Origin of the sequence: Pantoea sp. JKS000250 (genome assembly GCF_003201065.1) — a bacterium.
Classification (GTDB): Bacteria; Pseudomonadota; Gammaproteobacteria; order Enterobacterales; family Enterobacteriaceae; genus Pantoea; species Pantoea vagans.
In genome coordinates this window covers 1,417,282-1,441,459 of record NZ_QICZ01000001.1, presented here as the reverse complement: position 1 = coordinate 1,441,459, position 24,178 = coordinate 1,417,282, and the positions used below count along the sequence as shown (strand labels likewise).

Annotated in this window: 20 protein-coding genes; 15 read left to right on the top strand and 5 right to left on the bottom strand. The window is 57.0% G+C overall.

All coding sequences use genetic code 11. From position 1 onward, the window contains the following. Positions 1-13: 13 nt before the first annotated feature. Both BY447_RS06880 and rlmM read left to right on the top strand, forming a co-directional pair. A complete protein-coding gene (locus BY447_RS06880; protein ID WP_110330831.1) occupies positions 14-409 on the top strand; it encodes a DUF423 domain-containing protein in 396 nt (131 codons plus the stop codon). After that, on the top strand, positions 402-1,502 hold the full coding sequence (gene rlmM, locus BY447_RS06875; protein ID WP_110330830.1) for a 23S rRNA (cytidine(2498)-2'-O)-methyltransferase RlmM: 1,101 nt from the start codon (positions 402-404) through the stop codon (positions 1,500-1,502). The genes BY447_RS06880 and rlmM overlap by 8 nt, the downstream gene beginning before the upstream one ends. Before the next feature lie 24 nt (positions 1,503-1,526). Here rlmM and xni read toward each other — a convergent pair whose 3' ends face one another. The 3 genes from xni to queF form a co-directional block, all read right to left on the bottom strand. Beyond that, positions 1,527-2,282: a flap endonuclease Xni gene (gene xni, locus BY447_RS06870; protein ID WP_110330829.1), complete on the bottom strand. Its 756-nt coding sequence runs from the start codon at positions 2,280-2,282 to the stop codon at positions 1,527-1,529. A gap of 34 nt (positions 2,283-2,316) precedes the next feature. Then, entirely contained in the window at positions 2,317-3,681 is a 1,365-nt protein-coding gene (gene ppnN, locus BY447_RS06865; protein WP_013358898.1) for a nucleotide 5'-monophosphate nucleosidase PpnN, read from the bottom strand. Positions 3,682-3,850: 169 nt separating this feature from the next. Continuing rightward, the gene (gene queF, locus BY447_RS06860; RefSeq protein WP_013358897.1) at positions 3,851-4,696 is read right to left on the bottom strand and encodes an NADPH-dependent 7-cyano-7-deazaguanine reductase QueF; all 846 of its coding nucleotides are present in this window, start codon (positions 4,694-4,696) and stop codon (positions 3,851-3,853) included. A gap of 62 nt (positions 4,697-4,758) precedes the next feature. Between queF and syd the strand changes: the two genes are divergently transcribed. The 4 genes from syd (at position 4,759) to BY447_RS06835 (ending at position 7,463) form a co-directional block, all read left to right on the top strand. After that, positions 4,759-5,307, top strand: a complete 549-nt coding sequence (syd, locus tag BY447_RS06855; protein ID WP_110330828.1) for a SecY-interacting protein — start codon at positions 4,759-4,761, stop codon at positions 5,305-5,307. Between the two features lie 588 nt (positions 5,308-5,895). Further along, positions 5,896-6,225 carry a YqcC family protein gene (locus BY447_RS06845; RefSeq protein ID WP_110330827.1) on the top strand — a complete coding sequence of 110 codons (330 nt, stop codon included), beginning with the start codon at positions 5,896-5,898 and terminating at the stop codon, positions 6,223-6,225. Continuing rightward, a complete protein-coding gene (gene truC, locus BY447_RS06840) occupies positions 6,225-7,004 on the top strand; it encodes a tRNA pseudouridine(65) synthase TruC (RefSeq protein WP_110330826.1) in 780 nt (259 codons plus the stop codon). Before BY447_RS06845 ends, truC begins: the two co-directional genes overlap by 1 nt. Before the next feature lie 12 nt (positions 7,005-7,016). Continuing rightward, positions 7,017-7,463: a flavodoxin gene (locus BY447_RS06835; RefSeq protein WP_013358893.1), complete on the top strand. Its 447-nt coding sequence runs from the start codon at positions 7,017-7,019 to the stop codon at positions 7,461-7,463. A gap of 49 nt (positions 7,464-7,512) precedes the next feature. On the opposite strand, the gene garD is transcribed toward BY447_RS06835, so the two are convergent. Beyond that, positions 7,513-9,072, bottom strand: a complete 1,560-nt coding sequence (garD, locus tag BY447_RS06830; RefSeq protein WP_013358892.1) for a galactarate dehydratase — start codon at positions 9,070-9,072, stop codon at positions 7,513-7,515. Positions 9,073-9,637: 565 nt separating this feature from the next. On the opposite strand from garD, the gene BY447_RS06825 reads away from it, so the two are divergent. The 6 genes from BY447_RS06825 (at position 9,638) to BY447_RS06800 (ending at position 16,617) form a co-directional block, all read left to right on the top strand. Next, positions 9,638-10,999 carry an MFS transporter gene (locus BY447_RS06825; protein WP_110330825.1) on the top strand — a complete coding sequence of 454 codons (1,362 nt, stop codon included), beginning with the start codon at positions 9,638-9,640 and terminating at the stop codon, positions 10,997-10,999. After that, positions 10,996-12,342 carry an enolase C-terminal domain-like protein gene (locus BY447_RS06820; protein WP_110330824.1) on the top strand — a complete coding sequence of 449 codons (1,347 nt, stop codon included), beginning with the start codon at positions 10,996-10,998 and terminating at the stop codon, positions 12,340-12,342. The genes BY447_RS06825 and BY447_RS06820 overlap by 4 nt, the downstream gene beginning before the upstream one ends. Positions 12,343-12,352: 10 nt before the next feature. Further along, a complete protein-coding gene (gene gudD / locus BY447_RS06815; protein WP_110330823.1) occupies positions 12,353-13,684 on the top strand; it encodes a glucarate dehydratase in 1,332 nt (443 codons plus the stop codon). A 45-nt stretch (positions 13,685-13,729) separates the two neighbouring features. Next, a complete protein-coding gene (gene garL / locus BY447_RS06810) occupies positions 13,730-14,500 on the top strand; it encodes a 2-dehydro-3-deoxyglucarate aldolase (protein WP_013358888.1) in 771 nt (256 codons plus the stop codon). 19 nt (positions 14,501-14,519) lie between these two features. Next, positions 14,520-15,404, top strand: a complete 885-nt coding sequence (gene garR, locus BY447_RS06805; protein ID WP_013358887.1) for a 2-hydroxy-3-oxopropionate reductase — start codon at positions 14,520-14,522, stop codon at positions 15,402-15,404. 73 nt (positions 15,405-15,477) lie between these two features. Further along, the gene (locus tag BY447_RS06800; RefSeq protein ID WP_110330822.1) at positions 15,478-16,617 is read left to right on the top strand and encodes a glycerate kinase; all 1,140 of its coding nucleotides are present in this window, start codon (positions 15,478-15,480) and stop codon (positions 16,615-16,617) included. Between the two features lie 173 nt (positions 16,618-16,790). Here the strand turns inward: BY447_RS06800 and barA are convergent, their stop codons facing one another. Then, positions 16,791-19,526, bottom strand: a complete 2,736-nt coding sequence (gene barA / locus BY447_RS06795) for a two-component sensor histidine kinase BarA (RefSeq protein WP_013358885.1) — start codon at positions 19,524-19,526, stop codon at positions 16,791-16,793. Between the two features lie 93 nt (positions 19,527-19,619). Here barA and rlmD point away from each other — a divergent pair, with 93 nt between their 5' ends. The 3 genes from rlmD (at position 19,620) to mazG (ending at position 24,135) form a co-directional block, all read left to right on the top strand. Then, complete coding sequence (gene rlmD / locus BY447_RS06790) at positions 19,620-20,936, top strand: 23S rRNA (uracil(1939)-C(5))-methyltransferase RlmD (protein ID WP_110330821.1); 1,317 nt, start codon at positions 19,620-19,622, stop codon at positions 20,934-20,936. Between the two features lie 29 nt (positions 20,937-20,965). After that, on the top strand, positions 20,966-23,197 hold the full coding sequence (gene relA / locus BY447_RS06785; RefSeq protein WP_013358883.1) for a GTP diphosphokinase: 2,232 nt from the start codon (positions 20,966-20,968) through the stop codon (positions 23,195-23,197). Positions 23,198-23,346: 149 nt separating this feature from the next. Then, the gene (gene mazG / locus BY447_RS06780) at positions 23,347-24,135 is read left to right on the top strand and encodes a nucleoside triphosphate pyrophosphohydrolase (protein WP_033783970.1); all 789 of its coding nucleotides are present in this window, start codon (positions 23,347-23,349) and stop codon (positions 24,133-24,135) included. Positions 24,136-24,178: the final 43 nt, after the last annotated feature.

Below are 24,178 nucleotides of genomic sequence, written 5' to 3'. Positions count from 1 at the left end.
TGAGGATAGGTTAATGTCCAGTCGTGCCATGTTTGTTTTTGCGGCTATCAGCGGATTTCTGCTGGTGGCTTTTGGCGCATTTGGTGCCCACGTTTTAAGTCAGTCGCTGGGCGCGGCTGAGATGGCCTGGATTCATACCGGGCTGGAATATCAGGCTTATCACACGCTAGCGGTGACGGGACTGGGTGCCGCGATGTTACGCCGCGCCAATATCTGGTTTTACTGGAGCAGTGCGCTGATGGCGCTCGGCACCGTGCTGTTCAGTGGCAGCCTCTATTGTCTGGCGCTGTCACATCTGAAGTTTTGGGTTTTTATCACACCGGTAGGCGGGATCTGTTTCCTTGCCGGTTGGGTATTGATGTTGATTGGCGCGCTGCGTCTTAAACGAAAGGCAGAACGCCATGAATAAAGTTTTACTCTATTGTCGTCCCGGTTTTGAAAAAGAGTGTGCGGCAGAAATCAGTGCCAAAGCAGCGGAACGTGAAATCTACGGCTTTCCGCGGGTTAAAGATGACTCCGGCTACGTGTTGTTTGAGTGCTATCAGTTTGAAGATGCTGAGCGTCTGGCGCGTGAGTTACCGTTTGACGAGCTGATCTTTGCCCGGCAGATGCTGGTTGTCGGTGAAATGCTGCGTGACCTGCCGCAGGAAGATCGCATCACCCCGATCGTCGGCATGCTGACCGGCGTGGTGGAGAAGGGCGGCGAACTGCGTGTTGAAGTGCCGGACACGAACGAAGCCAAAGAGTTGACCAAATTCTGCCGTAAGTTCACCGTGCCGCTGCGTTCAGCACTGCGTGAAAGCAAGATTCTGCTGAACTATGAAAGTCCGAAACGCCCGGTCGTCCATGTGTTTTTCATCGCGCCAGGCACCTGTTACGTCGGTTACTCCATCCGGGAAAACAGCTCACCGTTTTACATGGGTATTCCACGGCTTAAGTTCCCCTCCGATGCACCAAGCCGCTCGACCCTCAAGCTGGAAGAGGCGTTTCACGTCTTTATTCCTGCGGATGAGTGGGATGAGCGTTTAGCCAGCGGCATGTACGCTGTGGATCTGGGTGCCTGTCCGGGCGGCTGGACCTGGCAGCTGGTCCAGCGCAGCATGATGGTCTATGCGGTGGACAACGGACCGATGGCCCCGAGTCTGATGGATACCGGCCAGGTGATGCACGAGAAAGCCGATGGGTTTAAATTCCGTCCACCCCGCACCAATATCAGCTGGCTGGTGTGTGACATGGTCGAGAAGCCGGTGCGTGTGGCTAACCTGATGACCGACTGGCTGGTTAACGGCTGGTGCCGTGAAGCGATCTTCAACCTGAAGCTGCCGATGAAAAAGCGTTATGAAGAGGTGACGCAGAATCTGGCCATGATGCAGGAGCGCTTTGATGATAATGGCATCAACGTGCAGATTCGTGCCCGCCAGCTTTATCATGACCGCGAAGAGGTGACGGTTCATGTGCGTCGTATGTGGGCAGCGACCGGTGGCCGTCGCGACGAACGTTAATCGCCGGGCTGAGTGCAGCTGCACTCAGCCGGTATAACGCAGCGTATTCAGATTGCCCTGCAATACCAGATCCCGCTTCAGCGTGGCCACCTGACGGCTGATCTCAGCCATCTGCTGGCCTTCTGCAAGCTTTTCCTGCCATTTAGCGGGCACCTGATCCAGTTGCTGATAGATCCCTTCAAGCGTGTGAAACTCTGCCAGCAGCTGTTTCGCGCTTTTCGGGCCGATGCCGGTGATGCCTGGAATTTTACTGCTGCTGATGCCGCATAATCCCCAGTAGTCGGGGAGTAACTGGGGTGCAACGCCAAATTCAGCCTCGATAAAAGGCAGATCGAGCCAGCGTTTCTGGAAGTAGTCGCGGATGCGGATTTCGGGGGCCAGCAGCTGACAGTAACCTTTGTCGGTGGACACGATGGTGGCCTGGTGTCCGGCCTGTGCCATTTTCACCGCCAGCGTCGCCGCTAAATCATCTGCCTCATCCTCGCCCGCTATCCAGCAACTTACACCTGCCGAACGAAAGGCCTCCTGCAACGCCGGCATCTCTGCCTGTAAATCGTCTGGCATCGGCGGGCGACCGCTTTTGTAATCGGGCAGCAGCTGATGTCGCCAGCCCTGATGACGTGCCTCGCCATCAAATACTGCGACAGCGTGAGTCGGACGGGCGTGGCCCAGAACCTGGCGCAGCGCAGCCACGCAGCCGTCAACACAGGGTGAGCCCTGTACCGCATGCAGACGGCGAATCAGATTCAGCGCGTCAACAATAACAAGATGAAGAGCCATGAGCGTATCGGCAGCCCGGGGGCTGCCTCCTGGGTTATTTGATAATTTCGTAGCAGGGGATGTAGGCGGTGCCTGGCAGTTTCATGCGTTGCTGGGCAACGAATCCCTGTAGCAGCTCATCCATGCGGTGCATGATGTCGGGATCGCCATGCAGTCTGTAGCGTCCCTTCTCGCGGATTTCGCGGATGCCCATCTCTTTAACATTACCGGCGACGATACCTGAGAAGGCGCGGCGCAGGTCGGCAGCCAGCTTCTCGGGAGGCTGATTGGTATAGAGATTGAGGTTGGCCATATTTTCATGGGTTGGCATGAACGGCACCTGCAGATCGGGCTCAATGCGAATCGACCAGTTAAAGCTGTACGCATCGCCGGTTTCACGACGGTTCTCTTTCACCTGCGGCATCGCTTTCTTCATCAGACGCGCCACTTCTGCCGCGTCATCAATGATGATCTGGTAATGCTTACGCGCCTGTTCACCCAGTGTGTTAACGATGAAATCATCCAGCACGCGGAAGTAATCGGCGCTCTCTTTCGGCCCGGTCAGAATCAGCGGCAACACCTGATTGTTGTTCTGCGGATTCATCAGGATGCCCAGCAGATAGAGCAGCTCTTCAGCCGTACCGACGCCGCCAGGGAAAATGATGATGCCGTGGGCGATACGCACAAACGCTTCCAGACGTTTTTCAATGTCCGGCATGATGATCAGCTCATTCACCAGTGGATTCGGCGGTTCAGCTGCAATGATTGAGGGTTCGGTGAGGCCGATAAAGCGGCTGTCGCGATAGCGCTGCTGAGCATGGCCAACTGCTGCGCCTTTCATCGGCGCTTCCATCACGCCCGGCCCGCAGCCGGTACAGATATTCAGCTCACGCAGTCCAAGCTGCGTACCGACATTGCGGCAATACTGATACTCAACGGCGTTGATTGAGTGACCACCCCAGCAGACTACGGTGTTCGGATCCTCGCCGATGTGCAGAGCCCGCGCATTACGCAGAATGGAAAACACCGTGTTAGTGATAGTGGCGGAATCATTCTCTTCGGCGGCGCTTAACCGGCCCGGTATGTTGAGCTGGCCGCTGACAAACAGGATGTCACGCAGCACCGCAAACAGGTTAGCCTGCAGTGAGCGGATGATGCGGCCATCCACGAACGCCTCTTCTGGCGGATTGATCAGTTCCAGTTTGACGCCGCGCTCCTGGCGCAGCACGTTGATGTCGAAATTCTCAAAGCGGGAGAGCAGTTCGTGGCTGCTGTCAGTCTGGCTGCCGGAGTTAAGCACGGCCAGAGAGCAATTGCGAAACAGCTGGTAGAGGTCGCTGCTGGCTGTGCGCTTGAGCATGTCGACTTCCAGCTGCGAGAGCAGATCCATTGAGCCAAGTGGGCTGATATGGGTAATCAAATGAACTCCTTTGCACCCGCCTGGGTGCTGATTGGCACTGCAATGGCAGTGACGAAAATCCCTGGTCGGCAACCCGCAGATTGCCGCCTTCACCAGAGTAGCCTTGTCGGCCCGCACAGCTCAAGCGGAACTGCGCTTACGGCACCCAGCCTGAGAGAAGTCTCGCAAACTACTGACGGACCAGCCGCGAAAAACCGGGCGAGAAGGGCACATTGGTGCGCCACGGGTTAATATCCAGCCCGCCACGACGGGTGTAGCGCGCATAGACCGTCAGCGCTTCCGGATGGCAGAATCGCATCACATCATTAAAGATGCGCTCAACACACTGCTCGTGAAATTCGTTGTGCTGACGGAATGAGACCAGATAGCGCAGCAGTGCTTCACGCGCGATACGCGGGCCTTTATAGCGGATCATCACCGAGCCCCAGTCGGGCTGGTTGGTAATCAGGCAGTTCGACTTGAGCAGATGGCTGACCAGCGTCTCTTCAACGATTTCGCTGCCTGCGGCATCCGCCAGATAGTCAGCATTGAAGCGGTAATCCTCAATGGCGATATCCTGCTCATCAATGCAGCAACCCTCAAAATGACCAATCGGCTGACCTTCTATTTCATTGAGACGGAACAGCGCGACCCGCGCTTCCCCTTCAGCGCAGGCACTCAGATCCCGCTCCAGCGTCTGACGAACCTCACCCCAGTCGGCAAAGCGGGTCTGATTGAAACTGTTCAGGTAGAGTTTGAAGCTTTTCGACTCGATAAGATTACGGCTTTGCGCATCCAACACTACTTCGCCAACGGCAACCTGTGGCAGACCTTTGCTGTTGAGCCACGAGAGTTCATACAGGGTCCAGATATCGCTGCCGGTAAAGGGCAGACTGTCGGGAAACAGGCCAAGCGGTTCACGGTTCAGGCTGCGCGGCACCGCCTGCAGTAAGCTGTTGTCATACCGATCGTGATAGGCTGTGGGTTTGCCCAGCGTCAGGTTACTGAGCGCCTGATCCTGTTCGTGAGTAGTCATTGCGGTTACCACCAAAATTAATCAAAGTGGCTAAGTGTAACCTATCAGAAGTGAGAATATGAATGATGCAGCAAACTGCCGCCGCGTTGCGCGACTTTACCACCCGATACTGCCAGCACTGGCTTCAGCAGGCGGGACATGGGCCGGCCAGCAGCGATCTCTATGGCGTTCCTTCGCCCTGTGCACTTGAAGATCGCGAGCAGCGGGTCATCTGGCAGCCGCAGCCGTTTAGTCTGCCAACGACGCTGGATGCGATTGAGCGGGCGGTCGACATCCAGCTTCAGCCGCCGATCACGGCGTTCTATACCACGCAGTTTGCCGGCGATATGCAGGCCCGTTTTGGTGAGAATCAGCTGACCCTTTTGCAGGTGTGGAGTGAAGAGGATTTCCTGCGATTACAGGAGAATCTGATTGGGCATCTGGTGATGCAGCGCCGCCTCAGACAGTCGCCTACGCTATTCATTGCCACCACCGATTCAGAGGAGGAGATCATCTCCCTGTCTAATCTCAGCGGCGAAGTAATTCTGGAGCAGCCTGGTCGTAAACAGCGCGTGGTACTGGCAGAAAGTCTTGAGATATTTCTTAAGTCATTACAACCGGTTATCATCTGAATTGCAGTGATTTGCCGCCTGGCTTGTGAGACATCTCTTACATATACTGTGAGAGATCGCCATATAACAGTTGAGACATCCGGAAGGCCATGATGTAAAAATATTGTGAATCATCAACTTAATGGCGTTAATCTGAATTTGTGCAGCACATTTCGTAAAGTTTCGCTGTAAGTACCTTGTGCGCGTAACGAGTTCTGTCAAAATGTTTCTCACTGCAGGATGCTCAGGAAACAGATATCGTCAGGATGATGATAAGCCATGAGGCAGGAACGTAACGGAGCTTACGGCACACGGAAGGTTTCAGGATGAAACAGGATCGCTCAGGAGTGAGCAAGGGACACCTCCAGGATGGAGAATGAGAACCCCCTCAGAAGAGGTGGTGGGCCAGGATGCTAAGGATACATCAGGACGATGCGCGACAGGAGTTCGCACTGGACAAGTTGTCATGGAAGAGCAGGGAGCAAAAACGTAGCAGGATGGCTGCAAACGAACCGGGAGCACTGTTTATACAGTGCTCCCTTTTTTTGTGCCTGTGCCAACAAGTGATATGCTTGCCGCCCATTTTTGACTGCTTGCCGGAGGTGGCGCATGACGCCTGAACAATTGATTACGCAACGGCTGGAGCAACTGGAAGCGGTGATGCGTGAGCACCATCTCTGGCAGAGTACCCCTCCGGCCGAAGACGCGCTCGAGAGCCGTGAACCCTTTTGCCTGGATACGCTGGAGCCGCTGCAGTGGCTCCAGTGGGTGCTGATCCCGCGGATGCATGCCCTGATTGCTGCTCAGCATCCGTTACCGCAAAATTTTGCGGTTGCTCCTTACTACGAGGTTGCGCTGGTGCCTGACCAGCCCGGTATTGCGCCGCTGCTGCTGACCCTGCGTCAGCTTGACGCGTTAGTCAAGGATGCAGCCCACTGATGCTGGAGATACTCTATCAGGATGAGTGGCTGGTTGCCGTCAACAAGCCCAGCGGCTGGCTGGTTCACCGCAGCTGGCTGGATCGCCATGAAACCGTGTTTGTGATGCAGACCGTTCGCGACCAGATTGGACAGCATGTGTTTACCGCGCATCGCCTGGACAAACCCACCTCAGGCGTACTGCTGATGGGGCTTTCAAGCGAAGTCGGTCGTCTGCTTTCCCTGCAGTTCGAACAGCATCAGATGCAGAAAACCTATCATGCCGTGGTACGCGGCTGGCTGGAGAGCAGCGGAACGCTCGACTATCCGCTGGTGGAAGAGCTGGATAAAATTGCTGACAGGCACGCCACTGAAGCGCGCACCGCACAGCCCGCCGTCACCGATTATCAGTCACTGGCGACGGTCGAGATGCCGGTCGGCATTGGCCGCTATCCTACTTCGCGTTACAGCCTGGTTGAAATGGCCCCTAAAACCGGCCGCAAACATCAGCTGCGTCGTCATATGTCGCACCTGCGTCATCCGATTATTGGCGATTCGGCGCACGGCGATCTGCGCCAGAACCGGGGGGCTGCTGAACACTTTGGCGCTAACCGGCTGATGCTGCACGCCAGCAGCCTGGCACTCACCCATCCGGTGACCGGTGAACCTTTACTGATCCGTGCCGGGCTGGATGGCGTCTGGCAGAACGTGATGAACCAGTTTGGCTGGCAGGATCGCATTCCTGAGGTGCCGCGGGTTGAGTTTAACGCAGCGCCAGGACAGGATAACGTTTCAGAATAAGGGAGAAAGCAGATGGCAAAGATTGGCATTTTTGTAGGGACGGTATACGGCAATGCGCTGCTGGTAGCGGAAGAAGCAGAGCCCCTTCTGCAGCAGCAGGGTCATAGCGTCACCGTGTTTGACGATCCGACGCTGGCAGACTGGCAGAACTATGCCAGCGACGTGGCGTTAATTGTCACCTCAACTACCGGACAGGGCGATTTTCCCGATACGATTTCAGGCCTGTTCCATGCGGTTAAAGATAAGCTCGGTCATCAGCCTGCGTTGCGCTACGGCGTGATTGCGTTGGGTGACAGCAGTTATGACCATTTTTGTGGCGCGGGTAAAACTTTCGATGCGCTGCTGCAGGAGCAAGGCGCACAGCGGGTCGGTGAGGTGTTACTGGTTGATGCCACCGAAAATCCTGAGCCGGAAGCGGTGACCTCTCCGTGGGTTGAAGCCTGGGGGGCGCAGCTCTGATGGCAACGCCAGGCTTATCGCAGCATAAGGATAAGCCTGGCGTGCGATATCAGGTCACCGGTGCCGGGTTAAACACCGCCAGCTGATTACGGATGCCCCAGCGATCGGACCAGGTCTGCTTCCTGCCACTGGCAATATCCAGAATCAACTCAAACAATCGCCAGCCCACCTGCTCAATACTCTCTTCACCGGTCGCAATCGTGCCGGCATTAATATCCATCAGATCGTGCCAGCGCTCGGCCAGCGCATTGCGCGTTGCCATCTTGATGACCGGAATCGCAGCCAGACCGTAGGGCGTTCCGCGGCCGGTAGTAAACACCTGTAGCGTGATACCGGATGCCAGCTGCTGCGTACCGCAGACAAAATCGCTGGCGGGCGTCGCCGCGTAGATCAGGCCACGTCGCGTAGGTCGCTGACCGGGCGAGAGCACTTCGACAATGGCGCTGCGCCCCGATTTGGCGATCGATCCCAGCGCTTTTTCCACCACGTTCGCCAGTCCGCCTTTTTTATTGCCCGGCGACGGATTCGCGCTGCGATCGGTCTGACCCTGGTCGAGGTAGTTGTCATACCAGGCCATCTCCTCCAGTAAGCGCTTACCAACTTCCTGATTAATCACCCGCGGCGTCAGCAGGTGAATCGCATCACGCACTTCTGTGACTTCCGAAAACATCACCGTCGCACCGCAGCGCACCAGCAAATCAGAGGCGAAGCCCACCGCCGGATTCGCCGTTACGCCTGAGAATGCATCGCTGCCACCGCACTGCATGCCGACAATCAGTTCTGCAGCAGAACAGGTTTCGCGCTGGCGCTGATTCAGCCGCTGGAGATGGCGCTCCGCTACCTGCAGAATCTCATTTACCATCGCACCAAAACCGACCAGCTTCTCATCCTGCAGGCGCACAATGTCATGATCGTCCAGCGAAATCGCCTGCACGTCGGGCGTGCCGGTCAGCAGACGCTCCGGCTGTAACTTCTCACAGCCCAGGCTGACGATCATCACTTCGCCACCGAAATTGGCATTCAGCGCCAGGTTATGAATCGTGCGAATCGGCACCACCGCCGCCGGTGCATTAATCGCCACGCCACAGCCATAAAGGTGATTGAGCGCGACTACGCCATCCACATTCGGGTAGCGCGGCAGTAAATCCCGTTCAATGATCTGTACGACATGATCCACCACACCGGCCACGCAGTGGACGCTGGTGGTGATGCCGAGCAGGTTACGTGTGCCGACGCTGCCATCCGCATTGCGATAACCTTCAAAGGTATAGCCTTCCAGCGGCGGCAATTCAGGCGGAACCTGCGTGGCTAACGGCAGACTCGCCAGCGGAGGCGCTTCCGGCAACGCGACCAGCGACTCATCAATCCAGCTGCCCTGGGCAATATCCCGTAATGCATAGCCGATGACTTCGCCGTAACGCACGATCTCTGCACCCTGGTTAATCGCGCGCAGCGCGACTTTGTGACCCTGTGGCACATGCTCCGTGAGTGTCAGGCCATCCGCAAACTGCGTGCCAGCCGGCAGGCCCAGGCTGTTAACCACTATCGCCACATTGTCGTGCTCATGGACTTTGATATAGAGCGGTTGTTCATCTGTTTTGGGGTACATCGCTCACCTTCCCGTCTGTCGTGCCGTACTTGTGCGGCACGCTGTAATGTTCTGACCTGTCACACGTTTGTTTGCCATCTTCAGTATAGGGAGGCGGAACAAGGCGCGCATTGTGCAAATGACCACCATTGAGACAATTCGCCTTATCGATTTGGGGCGATTATCCAGAAGCAAGTGAAGAGCCTCACAAACAGCGGGGGAAAGCGTTACCTGAGGCGGTTATTGCTCAGTTATTTGCCGCTTTCGTGAGCCATCCCGCAGGGTTTTGTGCATCCGCCACACAATCACTTCTGCACGGACATTATTCCAGGGCGATGTGCCAATGTGCTCGCTTCAGGCTGTTCTTATACTGGGTTCCGTTAGCCAAAGTCAGGTTATCTGTCACGACGTATTACTCATCCGCAGAGGTCGCAGAAGCGCATTGGCTGCCACCTCGCAGATGGATAAATAAAGGTTTGCCACAACAAAAAGATCGCCGTGTTTAACCCAACTTCTCTCTGATACCCAACGCGATGTGTATGCAGTCAGAGCGAATGTAGCTCACGCTATATTTCAGGAGTGCATCATGAATAGTTTCAGCCAGACCGCGGAAACGGTGCAGAAGCGCACCAATGCCCGCTACTGGATTGTGGTGATGTTATTTATCGTCACCTCATTCAACTACGGTGACCGCGCAACCATCTCGATTGCCGGTTCCGCGATGTCCAAAGATATCGGCCTCGATTCGGTCGGACTGGGCTATATCTTCTCTGCCTTCTCATGGGCGTACGTTATTGGCCAGATTCCGGGCGGCTGGCTGCTCGATCGTTTTGGCTCAAAACGCGTCTACTTCTGGAGCATCTTTACCTGGTCGCTGTTTACCCTGCTGCAGGGCTTTGTCGATCTGTTCAGCGGCTTCGGCATCATCATGTCGCTGTTTATCCTGCGTTTCCTGGTGGGTCTGGCTGAAGCGCCTTCCTTCCCAGGCAACAGCCGGATTGTAGCCGCCTGGTTCCCGGCGCAGGAGCGCGGCACGGCAGTGGCGATCTTTAACTCGGCGCAATACTTCGCCACCGTGATCTTTGCACCCATCATGGGCTGGCTGGTCTCTGAAGTGGGCTGGGCGCACGTATTCTGGTTCATGGGCGGCCTGGGCATCATTCTCAGCTTTATCTGGCTGAAAGTGATCCACGATCCCACCGATCACCCCGGCGTGAATAAAGCTGAACTGGAGTACATGGAACAGGGCGGTGCGCTGATCAACATGGATGTGAAAAAGGATAGCCGCAAAGTCAGCTGGAGCGAGAAGTGGTTCCAGATCAGGCAGCTGCTGACGTCACGCATGATGCTGGGTATCTACCTCGGTCAGTACTGTGTTAACGCCTTAACCTATTTTTTCATCACCTGGTTCCCGGTCTATCTGGTGCAGGCGCGCGGCATGTCGATTCTGAAAGCGGGCTTTATTGCTTCGATTCCGGCAGTGTGCGGCTTCCTGGGCGGCGTGCTGGGCGGAGTCATCTCCGACTGGCTGATGCGTAAAACCGGCTCGCTGAATATCGCACGTAAAACGCCAATCGTGCTCGGTATGCTGCTCTCCATCTCGATGGTGATGTGTAACTACACCGAGACCGAATGGGTGGTGGTGTTCTTTATGGCACTGGCGTTCTTTGGTAAAGGCATTGGTGCGCTGGGCTGGGCGGTGATGGCGGATACCGCACCGAAAGAGATCAGCGGACTCAGCGGCGGCCTGTTTAACATGTTCGGTAACTTCTCCGGCATCGTGACCCCCATTGCTATCGGCTACATCATCGCCACCAGTGGTTCCTTTGAAGGTGCACTGGTCTATGTCGGCATTCATGCCTTTGTTGCGGCATTCAGCTTCCTGGTGATTGCCGGTGATATCAAACGTGTCGAACTGAAATCCTGGCATGGTAAGGATGCATCATGAATACGCAAAGTTCCCCGGTAATCACGGAGATGCGGGTTATCCCGGTCGCCGGTTACGACAGCATGCTGCTTAATATTGGCGGTGCCCACAACGCCTGTTTTACCCGCAACATTGTGGTCCTCACCGACAGCGCCGGCCACACCGGCGTGGGTGAAGCGCCCGGCGGTGACACCATCTATCAGACGCTGGTGGAGGCGATTCCGCGGGTTTTAGGCCAGCAGATTGCCCGCATGAACAGGCTGGTGCAGCAGGTACACAAAGGGAATCAGTCGGCTGACTTCACCACTTTTGGCAACGGTGCCTGGACTTTTGAGCTGCGCGTCAATGCGGTGGCCGCGCTCGAAGCGGCGCTGCTCGATCTGCTGGGACAGTGTCTGGGCGTCCCGGTGGCTGAGCTGCTGGGGCCGGGCAAACAGCGTGATGAAGTGACGGTGCTGGGCTATCTTTTCTATCTCGGCGATCGGCGCAAAACCGATCTGCCCTATTTCACTGGTGAGCAGGCCAGTCACGACTGGTATCACCTGCGCCATCAGGAAGCGCTAAGCAGCGATGCCGTGGTGCGGCTGGCTGAGGCAGCACAGGATAGGTACGGCTTTAAAGATTTCAAACTCAAAGGTGGCGTGCTGCCGGGTGAGCAGGAGATCGCCACGGCGGCAGCGCTCAAGCAGCGCTTTCCCGACGCCCGTATCACAGTCGATCCCAATGGGGCCTGGCTGCTGGATGAGGCGATAGCGCTGTGTAAAGGGATGCAGGATGTGCTGAGCTACGCCGAAGATCCCTGCGGCGCAGAGCAGGGATATTCGGGGCGTGAAGTCATGGCCGAGTTCCGGCGTGCCACCGGCCTGCCGGTCGCCACCAACATGATCGCCACCAACTGGCGCGAGATGAACCACGCGGTGATGCTGAATGCGGTCGATATTCCGCTGGCGGATCCGCACTTCTGGACGCTGAGCGGTGCCGTGCGGGTCGCCCAGCTGTGCGATGAGTGGGGCCTCACCTGGGGTTGCCACTCCAATAATCACTTCGATATTTCCCTGGCAATGTTCACCCATGTGGGTGCGGCGGCGCCGGGTAATCCCACCGCGATTGATACCCACTGGATCTGGCAGGAGGGCGATCAGCGCCTGACGAAAAATCCGCTGCAAATCCGCAATGGAAAAATCGCCGTACCGGATGCACCGGGTCTGGGCATTGAGCTCGACTGGGACCAGGTAAACAAAGCCAATCAGCTTTATCAGTCACTGCCCGCCGGTGCACGTAACGACGCGACGGCGATGCAGTATCTGATCCCCGGCTGGACTTTTGATCGCAAGCGCCCGGCATTCGGCCGGAAAACAGCATAAGGAGCAGGAGATGAGTTCAACACCGAAAGTGACCGCCATGCAGGTTATTCCGGTCGCAGGCTATGACAGCATGCTGCTGAACCTCAGTGGCGCTCACTCGCCATTCTTTACCCGCAACATTGTGATTATCAAAGATAACGCCGGACATACCGGCGTCGGTGAAATTCCGGGCGGCGAGAAAATCCGTCAGACGCTGGAAGATGCCGCCTCGCTGGTGATCGGCAAAACGCTGGGTGAGTACAAAAATACCCTCAGTCTGGTGCGCAGTACTTTTGCTGACCGCGATGCGAGTGGCCGCGGCAACCAGACCTTTGATCTGCGCACCACGATTCATGTGGTAACCGGCATCGAAGCGGCGCTGCTTGATCTGCTGGGTCAGCACCTGTGCGTCAACGTCGCCTCGCTGCTGGGTGACGGGCAGCAGCGTGACCGTGTTGAGATGCTCGGTTACCTGTTCTACATCGGCGACCGCACTAAAACCTCGCTCTCTTATCAGAACCAGCAGAATGATCCGTGCGACTGGTATCGCCTGCGCCACGAAGAGGCGTTAACGCCGGATGCGGTAGTGCGTCTGGCGGAAGCGGCCTATGAGAAATATGGTTTTAACGACTTCAAACTTAAAGGTGGCGTGCTGCGCGGCGGTGAAGAGGCCGAAGCGGTTACGGCGCTGGCAAAACGTTTTCCTGAAGCTCGCATTACCCTCGACCCCAACGGGGCCTGGTCACTCAACGAGGCGATCATGCTCGGCAAACAGCTCAAAGATGTGCTGGCCTACGCAGAAGATCCCTGTGGCGCAGAGCAGGGCTACTCAGGGCGTGAAGTGATGGCGGAGTTCCGCCGTGCGACCGGCATGCCCACCGCCACCAATATGATCGCCACCGACTGGCGGCAGATGGGGCATACCCTGTCGCTGCAGTCGGTGGACATTCCGCTGGCCGATCCGCACTTCTGGACCATGCAGGGTTCGGTGCGCGTGGCGCAGATGTGTCACGACTTCGGCCTGACCTGGGGTTCGCACTCCAATAACCACTTCGACATTTCGCTGGCCATGTTCACCCATGTTGCCGCCGCCGCACCGGGCGCGATCACCGCCATTGATACCCACTGGATCTGGCAGGAGGGCAATCAGCGCCTGACCAAAGAGCCGTTCCAGATTAAAGGCGGCATGGTGCAGGTGCCGCAGAAGCCGGGTCTTGGCGTAGAGCTGGATATGGATCAGGTGATGCAGGCCAATGCGCTCTATCAGAAGCAGGGGCTGGGCGCGCGTGACGATGCTGAAGCGATGCAATTTTTAGTGCCGGGATGGACTTTCGACAATAAACGCCCGTGCCTGGTACGTTAACCTTTCTGGCTCCCGCCGCGGAGCCACCGTCACAGGAGTTCAACCATGAGTAATGCAGCCTGGCCCAATGGATTTCGTCGTCGCCTCTTAGCGGGCGACACCCTGATTGGCAGCTGGTGTGCGCTGGCCAGCCCGATCTCAACTGAAATCCTGGGGCTGGCCGGTTTCGACTGGCTGGTACTGGATGGCGAACACGCGCCCAACGACATCACGACCTTTGTGCCGCAGCTGATGGCGCTGAAAGGCAGCCACAGCGCCCCCGTGGTGCGTCCGCCCTGCAACGAGCCAGTGATCATTAAGCGTCTGCTGGATATCGGCTTTAACAACTTCCTGGTGCCGTTTGTCGAAACCGAAGAGGAAGCTCTGCGTGCCGTCGCCTCAACCCGCTATCCGCCCGCCGGGATTCGCGGTGTCTCGGTGTCGCACCGCAGCAACATGTACGGCACGTTGCCGGATTACAACAGCACCATTAACGACAACATCACGGTGCTGGTGCAGATCGAAACCCAGCAGGCGGTCGACAACATTGACGCTATCGCGGCGGTGGATGGCGTCGACGGTATTTTCGTCGGGCCGGGCGATCTCTCCGCTGCGCTGGGCTATCTCGGCCAGCCTGCACATCCTGAAGTGCTGAAAGTGATTAAACACATTTTTGAACGTGCCAAAGCGGCCGGTAAGCCGAGCGGCATTCTGGCACCGGTGGAAGCGGACGCGCGTCGCTATCTGGAGTGGGGAGCCACCTTTGTGGCCGTCGGCAGCGATGTCGGAATGTTCCGCAACGCCTCGCAGGCGTTATGCGACAAATTTAAGCGCTAATCGATCAAGGAGAAACGCAATGAAAATTGGATTTATTGGCCTGGGCATTATGGGCAAACCCATGAGTAAAAATCTGGTGAAAGCCGGTTATTCGCTAGTGGTACGCGATCACAACGCCGAAAACGAAGCGGAGCTGACGGAACTGGGCGCGACCGTGGCGAAATCGCCTAAAGAGGTGGCGGAACAGTGCGACGTGGTGATTACCATGGTGCCTAACTCGCCGCAGGTGATCGAGGTCTGCCTGGGTAAAAATGGCATTGTCGAAGGGGCGAAGCCGGGCCTGGTGGTGATCGACATGAGTTCGATTGCGCCGCTGGCGAGCCGTGAAGTCCATGATGCGCTGGCAGAAAAAGGCATCAAAATGCTGGATGCGCCGGTCAGCGGCGGCGAACCTAAAGCGATTGAAGGCACGCTCTCTGTGATGGTCGGTGGCGATAAAGCGGTGTTCGATGCCTGCTACGACATCATGAAATCAATGGCGGGATCGGTCGTGCATACCGGCGACATCGGTGCAGGTAACGTCACCAAACTGGCAAACCAGGTGATTGTGGCGCTGAACATTGCGGCCATGTCTGAGGCGCTGTCGCTGGCGACGAAAGCGGGTGTGAATCCGGATCTGGTTTATCAGGCGATTCGCGGTGGCCTGGCGGGCAGCACGGTGCTGGATGCCAAAGCGCCGATGGTGATGGACCGCAACTTCAAACCGGGCTTTCGCATCGACCTGCATATCAAAGATCTGGCGAACGCGCTGGATACCTCGCACAGCATCGGCGCGCATCTGCCGCTGACGGCGGCGGTGATGGAGATGATGCAGGCGCTGCGCAACGAGGGTCAGGGTACTGCCGACCACAGTGCGCTGGCCTGCTATTATGAGAAGTTAGCGAAGGTTGAAATCGCCCGCTAAAACCCGGTGCCGGTTTCCTGAAACCGGACTGGTTAAGAGCCGTTTCAATTACTCAACTGCGCTCGGATTGCCTATGAAAATCGTAATCGCACCGGATTCATATAAAGAGAGTTTATCCGCCCTGGATGTGTCATCGGCGATTGAAGCGGGTTTCCGTGACATTTTCCCCGATGCGCATTACGTGAAAATACCGGTCGCCGACGGTGGCGAAGGCACGGTAGAAGCGATGGTGGCGGCGACGAAGGGAAAGATCGTCAGGTTGAAGGTGACAGGTCCGCTGGGCACGCAGGTTGATGCCTTTTACGGTCTGTCGGGAGATGAACGCACCGCTTATATCGAAATGGCGGCGGCCAGCGGACTGGAGCGGGTGCCCGCTTCACTGCGTGATCCGCTGATAACGACGTCGTTTGGCACCGGCGAGTTGATCAGGAATGCACTGGATAAAGGCGTTGCTCACATCATTATTGGTATCGGCGGCAGCGCCACCAACGATGGCGGTGCCGGGATGATGCAGGCGCTGGGCGCCCGATTGCTCGACGCCCAGGGCAGCGAGATTGGTCACGGTGGCGGCGCGCTCTCTGACCTCGCCAGCATTGATATTGACGCCCTGGATGCCCGTATCCATCAGTGCCGCATCGAAGTGGCCTGTGACGTGACCAATCCGCTGACCGGCAAAGAGGGCGCATCGGCCATTTTCGGTCCGCAGAAAGGGGCGACCCCGGCGCTGGTGCAGCAGCTCGATCAGGCGCTGGCCCATTACGCCGCGATTATTCACCGCGATCTTGATATCGATGTGCTGCATATTCCCGGCGGCGGCGCAGCGGGCGGCATGGGCGCGGCGCTGCACGCCTTCTGTCAGGCGGAGCTGCGGCGCGGCATTGAGATTGTTACTGAGGCGCTGGGGCTGGCTGAAGAGGTCAAAGATGCGGACCTGGTGATTACCGGTGAAGGGCGTATCGACAGTCAGAGTATCAATGGCAAGGTACCGATTGGGGTCGCCAGCGTGGCAAAGCGCTTTAACAAGCCGGTGATTGGCATCGCCGGAAGCCTGACGGCGGATGTCGGCGTGGTGCATCAGCACGGGATTGATGCGGTATTCAGCGTGCTCTACAGCATCTGTACGCTGGATGAGGCACTCGCGAATGCCGGAAAGAATGTCGAGATGACGGCGCGTAACGTGGCCGCGACGCTGAAACTGGCCGGATTCCACTGACCGTCAGGACTATCCGGCCAGGCAATGCGGGCCGTAATCTGTAGAGGGTGATGCGGGTGGTCAGGCATAGTTTTGCGGCGTCAGCCCTTTATCCAGGTGGCAGGTGCGTCAGCGGAAGCTAAAGCACCTGCCGGTTAGCGTTTGCGCGTATAGCTGGCGTGGCAGCAGGCCGGTCAGACTTCCCCAAACCCTAACAGTCGCCGGGCTTCTCTGGCGACGTTCTCCATCTCATCCTGCAGCTCCAGCAGTTCCGGCTCCAGCGCGGCGATATCGCTGGCCTCCAGCAGCCCCCGTTCCAGCTGATGACAGAGTTGCTTCATGCGCGGCACGCCGCTGTAGCTGGCACTGCCGTGCAGCTTGTGAATAATTTCACGCAGGGCGTTGACCTCATTGGTCGTCATAAACTGCGCCATCTTCGCATGCACTTCCGGTAAAAACTCCAGCAGCATTCGTAGCAGATCGCGCGCCAGCTCGGGTTTGTTCGCCGCCTGACGCAGCGCCAGCTGCCAGTCCAGCGTCGGTAATATTGGCTGCAGTTCCGGCAGGGAGACCACCGGCGGCGGCGTATAGCGCGCCAGCAGCTGCCTCAGCTTGCTCTCATCAATCGGCTTGGCAAGATAGTCATTCATACCCGCCTTGATCAGCTGTTCACGCTCGCCATCAATCGCATGTGCGGTCACCGCCACAATCGGTGTATTTGCGTGATGCGGCAGACCCCGGATAATTTCGCTGGCGCGAATGCCATCAATCTCAGGCATCTGAATATCCATCAGAATCACATCCAGCGACTGCTGACGCGCTTCGCGGATGGCGTGTTCAGCGCTGCTGCACAGCAGGATATTCTGCACCTGCTCCTCCAGCAGCGCGCCAATCAGCTTGAGGTTGGCGGGATTATCATCCACCGCCATCACCGTCAGCGGCAGTCGCGGTGACAGCGGCAGTTCGCTGACCTGGCGGGTATGGATATCCAGTAACATCGGCAGAAGCCGCGTCAGAGAGATCGGTTTAGCGATGCAGCCGTCAATGCCGCGTACCTTTAGTTCATCAGCCAGCAACATCATCGGGCTGGGAAGGGCCATCAGCACGTTGTCTGCCCGATCCAGCAGCCCATTGATCAGGCGCTCATTAAGCAGTTCAGGCTGGCTGATACCGACCGGCATCGCCATCAGGAGTAGCGGATAGTGAGACGCTTTCAATCCCTCCAGCGTTTCACTGTAGTCGATCTGCAATGGGGTGGCGCTCAGCATCTCCAGCGCGGCGCTGGCAACGTTAGCATCCGCTTCCACATAAGCAATACGCGCCTGGGACAGCGTTTCCAGCACGCGGGGCATACCGGGCGCATTGGGATTGAGATCCAGCTGCACGCGAATCATAAAGGTCGAACCCTGATCCGGCTGGCTGCTGAAGGTAATTTCCCCCCCCATTTCCCGCACCAGCTTCTGGGTGATGACCAGACCCAGCCCGGTGCCGCCATGACGCCGCGAAATGCTGGCGTCAGCCTGACGGAACGCCTGGAACAGCTGTGTCTGCTGCTGCTCAGAGATGCCGATGCCGCTATCCTCAACCTGAATCTCCAGCTCGACGCGCGACTGGGTAATCACCCGCTGTCCGACGCGCAGGCCGATGTATCCTTTCTCAGTAAACTTGATGGCGTTACCAATCAGGTTGATCAGTATCTGTTGCAGTCGCAGTGCATCGCCAATCACGTTGTCCGGCACGCTGCTGTCACACACCACCGTCAGCTCCAGCCCCTTTTCATGCGCCGACGGCGCCAGCAGCACCAGGGTTTCATCCAGCGTGGCACGCAGCGGGAAGGGGATCGCCTCCAGCATCAACTTGCCCGCTTCCAGCTTCGAAAAATCGAGCACGTCGTTGATAATACTGAGCAGATTATTGGCTGAGCGTTCAATGGTTTGCATATAGTCGCGCTGCGTGGTGCGCAGCTGGGTTTTCAGCATCTGCCGGGTAAAACCCAGTACGCCATTGAGCGGCGTTCGCAGTTCATGCGACATATTGGCCAGAAACTCAGATTTAATACGCGCGGCTTCCTGCGCGCGTTTCTTCGCCAGATCCAGTTCAACGTTCTGAATTTCCAGCTGTTCCAGCGTCTCTCTTAAATCGTAGGTTGCCTGGTCGATATTGTGCTGCATCTCTTCGTGATAGGCGGTCAGCGACATCGCCATCGCGTTAATGCCGTTTTTCAGAATGTTGAGTTCTCCCAGCATGTAGCCCTCAACGCGGCTGTCGAGCTGGCCGCGACGGATGCGGTCAACGGTGGTGACCATATTGCGGATCGGGCCGGTAACATCGCGCATCAGACGATAAGCAAACAGCATGGCAAGACAGAGGCAGAAGAGCAGCATCAGCGTGGCAACAAACACCTCTTTGTACTGCTGCAGGCGCACCGACTGCAGATCCAGTTCAATCGCCACATAGCCCAGCGGATTGCCCGCGGGCTTGGCATCTTCATCCGGTAATTCGTCTACATCGTAACGCTCGGAGGTAATCGGCGTGCGCAGAATTAATAGGCTGCCGTGGCGCTCCATTGAGACATCGTCAGGCAGGGCGCGGATATCATCCTGTTGCAGCAGGCTGAGGTTTTGCTTGTGGTTAGAGGTGACATAGAGCTGATTATGATTATCAAACACCGAGATGGCCCGGACGATGCCGGAATGGCGGCGGTGCAGCAGGCTGACCAGCTCACGCATGGCATCCCGATTGTGCCAGGTCATGCTGTATTCGCTGGAGATTGCCAGTGGTTCGATGATGTTAGCCCCGGCATCGATCACCTGGCGCTGCAGTTCGTTGTAGCGGTGCACCACAAAAAATGAGCTGAGCAGCAGGCCAACCATCAGCGTGGGTGCCAGGATTAAAATCATCATTCGCGCCCGCAGGCTGTATTTGGTCATAATAGTCGCCTGGCTACTCCGGCATTAACGTCCCTGTGCATGCGGTCGACAAAACGATGCAGGCCGTTTTCGATAAAGAGAATGAATAACACTATGGCGCAATTTTACGTTGCAAAACAGCGCGTGACGACGCAACAACGGATCACCGTCACCATTGATGAACTCGATCCGTTCGGACAGGGCGTGGCGCGTCACAAGGGCAAAACCCTTTTTGTCACGGGTGCTCTGCCAGGTGAACAGGCGGAGGTCGTGCTGACAGAGGATAAACGTCAATTTGCCCGGGCGAAAGTGACACGACTGATTAGCCGCAGTCCGGACCGCGTTACGCCGCGCTGCCCGCACTATGAACGCTGTGGTGGCTGTCAGCAGCAGCATGCGGATGTGACGCTGCAACAGCAGAGCAAAGCCCAGGCGCTGAGCCGGATGCTGAGCAGGGCCGCAGCACAGAACGTGGTGGTAGATGAGGTGATCGCCGGTCAGCCCTGGGGCTACCGCCGACGCGCCCGTCTGGGCCTTCAATGGAAAAATAAAGCGCAACGCTTACAGATGGGCTTCCGTCAGGAAGCCAGCAACGATCTGGTCGATATTCAGCACTGCCCCATTTTAGCGCCCGAACTTGAAGCGTTACTGGTTCCGCTGCACCAGTGCCTCAGTGCGTTGCGCGCCGTCAGGCGTCTCGGACATGTGGAACTGGTGCTGGCGGATAACGGCCCGCTGATGATTCTGCGCCATCTTGATGCGCTGCATGCCGATGATCGTGAAAAACTGGAACAGTTTTCGCATAAGCATCAGCTGATGCTATTCCTGGATGCAGGGGAAGAAGAGCTGACGGCGTTAAGTGAGTCGGTGCCGTTTTATCACTCGCACCAGCTTAAGCTCACCTTCAGCCCACAGGATTTTATCCAGGTTAACGATGCGGTTAATCAGCAGATGGTCGCGAAGGCGATCGCCTGGCTCGACCTGCAGCCGGAAGACCGGGTGCTGGATCTGTTTTGCGGCATGGGAAACTTCACACTTCCTGTAGGAATCTTCGTACAAAATGTCGTTGGTGTGGAGGGGATTGCAGCATTAGTGCGGCAGGCAGCGTATAATGCTGATTTGAATAATCTTAAAAATGTCAGTTTCTTTCAGCATAATCTGGAAGAAGAGGTGTCGCGCCAGCCGTGGGCGGCACAGGGATTTAACAAGGTATTACTCGATCCGGCACGCGCCGGGGCTGCGGGCGTCATGGCGCATGTGGTTAAACTTGCACCAGAACGCGTGGTCTATGTTTCGTGTAATCCCACAACACTCGCCCGCGACAGCCAGACATTGCTGTCGGCAGGCTACCAATTGGAAAGGGTCGCGATGCTGGATATGTTCCCACATACCCGTCATCTCGAATCCATGGTGCTGTTCAGAAAAACATAAGCGATGAATGTCGTTGTGCAGGAGAGGTTATGGTTGCGGTCAGAAGTGCGCATTTAAATACTGAGGGGGATTTCGCCCTCGACCAGTGGATCGCCAGTCTCGGTATTGCCAACCCGCAATCCTGTCAACGCGTTGCTGAGACCTGGCGCTACTGCGAAGCGCAGACGCAAGGCCATCCCGATCAGTCGCTGCTCCTGTGGCGCGGTATCGAGATGGTGGAAATCCTCTCCATGCTCAGCATGGATATTGAAAGCCTGTGTGCGGCGCTGATTTTCCCGCTGGCTAACGATGAAGTGGTGAGTGAAGAGGAGCTGGAAACCGCCGTCGGTAAAGGCATCGTCTCGCTGGTTCACGGCGTGCGCGATATGGACGCCATCCGCCAGCTGAAAGCAATCCACAACGACTCCATGGCCTCTGAACAGGTCGATAACGTCCGCCGCATGCTGCTGGCGATGGTGGAAGATTTCCGCTGCGTGGTGCTCAAGCTGGCCGAACGCATCATGAACCTGCGCGAAATGAAAGATGCGCCGGAAGATGAGCGGGTGCTGGCCGCCAAAGAGAGCACCAACATCTATGCGCCCCTGGCCAACCGTCTCGGTATTGGACAGCTCAAATGGGAGCTGGAAGATTACTGCTTCCGCTATCTGCATCCCGACGAATATAAGCGCATTGCTAAATTACTGCATGAGCGTCGCATCGATCGTGAGCAGTACATCGATAACTTCGTTAACAATCTGCGCAAAGAGATGGTCAAAGAGGGCGTGCGCGCCGAAGTCTACGGTCGTCCGAAACACATCTATAGCATCTGGCGCAAGATGCAGAAAAAATCGCTGGCCTTTGATGAGCTGTTTGACGTGCGTGCGGTGCGCATCGTGGCCGATCGCCTGCAGGATTGCTACGGCGCGCTGGGCACGGTGCATACCCTCTATCGCCATCTGCCCAGCGAATTCGATGACTACGTCGCTAACCCAAAACCCAACGGCTATCAGTCGATTCATACGGTGGTGTTAGGGCCGCAGGGCAAAACGGTGGAGATCCAGATCCGTACCCGCCAGATGCATGAAGATGCCGAGCTGGGCGTGGCGGCGCACTGGAAATATAAAGAGGGGCCAACCTCCAGCAGCGCGCGCGGCGCCGCGGGTCACGAAGAGCGTATTGCCTGGCTGCGTAAGCTGATTAGCTGGCAGGAAGAGATGGCCGACTCCGGCGAGCTGCTGGAAGAGGTCCGTAGTCAGGTATTCGACGACCGGGTCTACGTCTTTACCCCGAAAGGTGACGTGGTGGATCTGCCGGCCGGATCGACGCCGCTCGACTTTGCCTATCATATTCACAGTGACATCGGTCACCGCTGCATCGGTGCAAAAATCGGTGGTCGCATCGTGCCGTTCACCTATCAGCTGCAGATGGGCGATCAGGTCGAAGTGATTACCCAGAAACAGCCGAACCCGAGCCGCGACTGGCTCAACCCGAATCTGGGCTATATCACGACCAGCCGTGGACGCTCGAAGATCCACAACTGGTTCCGCAAGCAGGATCGCGACAAGAACATTATCGCCGGACGGCAGATTCTGGATAACGAACTGAATCAGCTTGATATCAGCCTGCGCGAAGCAGAGAAACTGCTGCTGCCGCGCTACAACGTGACCTCACTGGAAGAGCTGCTGGCGGCGATTGGCGGCGGCGATATTCGTCTTAACCAGATGGTTAACTTCCTGCAGGCGAAGCTGAACAAGCCGAGTGCTGAAGAGGAAGATCGCGAAGCGCTGCGGCAGCTGACCCAGAAATCGTACTCGCAGCCTGCACGCAAAGAGAGTGGGCGCGTGGTCGTCGAGGGTGTGGGCAATCTGATGCACCACATTGCCCGCTGCTGTCAGCCGATTCCGGGCGATGATATTGTCGGCTTCATCACTCAGGGGCGCGGCATCTCCATTCACCGCGCCGACTGCGACCAGCTCTCTGAACTGATTTCACATGCGCCGGAACGTATCGTCGATGCCGTATGGGGCGAGAGCTACTCCAGCGGTTACTCGCTGGTGGTGCGCGTCACCGCCAACGATCGCAGCGGCTTGCTGCGTGACATCACCACCATTCTTGCCAACGAGAAAGTGAATGTACTGGGCGTCTCAAGCCGCAGCGACACTAAAAAGCAGCTGGCGACCATCGACATGGATATTGAGATCTACAACCATCAGGTACTGGGACGTGTCCTGGCGCGCCTGAACCAGGTCTCTGATATTATTGACGCCCGCCGCCTGCACTGATATTCAGCTGCACTGCGGCAACCGGAGGTTGCGCGGACGTTTTCTGCGGTACCTGAGCGTGCCGGACGCGGTTCACCCCGTCCGGCACTGTTATACGCCTCGCCTCCTTGCCCGCTGCCTGTCACCTGACTACTCAAGGACCCGTCTGAATGAACGCTATTGAGCGCCTGCTTGGCATCATGAAAACCCTGCGCGATCCCCAACATGGCTGCCCGTGGGACCGTGAACAGACCTTCACCTCTATCGCGCCCTATACGCTGGAAGAGACCTATGAAGTGCTGGACGCCATCCAGCGCGAAGATTTTGACGATCTGCGCGGCGAACTGGGCGATCTGCTGTTTCAGGTGGTGTTCTACGCGCAGATGGCCAGCGAACAGAGTCGCTTTAATTTTGAGGATATCTGTCACGCCATCAGTGACAAGCTGGAGCGCCGTCATCCGCACATTTTTGGCGATGCCACGGCAGAAACCAGCAATGACGTGCTGAAAAACTGGGAAGCGATTAAAACCGCCGAGCGGGCTGATAAAGCCCAGCATTCGGCGCTGGATGACATTCCTAAAGCGCTGCCCGCACTGATGCGTGCCCATAAGATTCAGAAGCGCTGTCACAATGTGGGATTCGACTGGACCACGCTGGGGCCGGTAGTGGCAAAAGTGCATGAAGAGATTGATGAAGTGATGCACGAGGCGCAGCAGAGCGTGGTGGACGGCGAAAAGCTGGAAGAGGAGATTGGCGACCTGCTGTTTGCCACAGTTAACCTGTCGCGTCATCTTGGCAGTAAAGCGGAAACGGCGCTGCAAAAGGCGAACGACAAGTTCGAGCGTCGGTTCCGTGAAGTGGAAACAATCATCGCAGCACAGGGGTTAAGCATGCCGGGTGCCACGCTGGAGCAGATGGAAGCGGCCTGGCAGCAGGTGAAACAGGGCGAGAAGCGCTGATTATTCCAGCGCTGTGCATAAAGTCGCCAGATATGCTTACTCG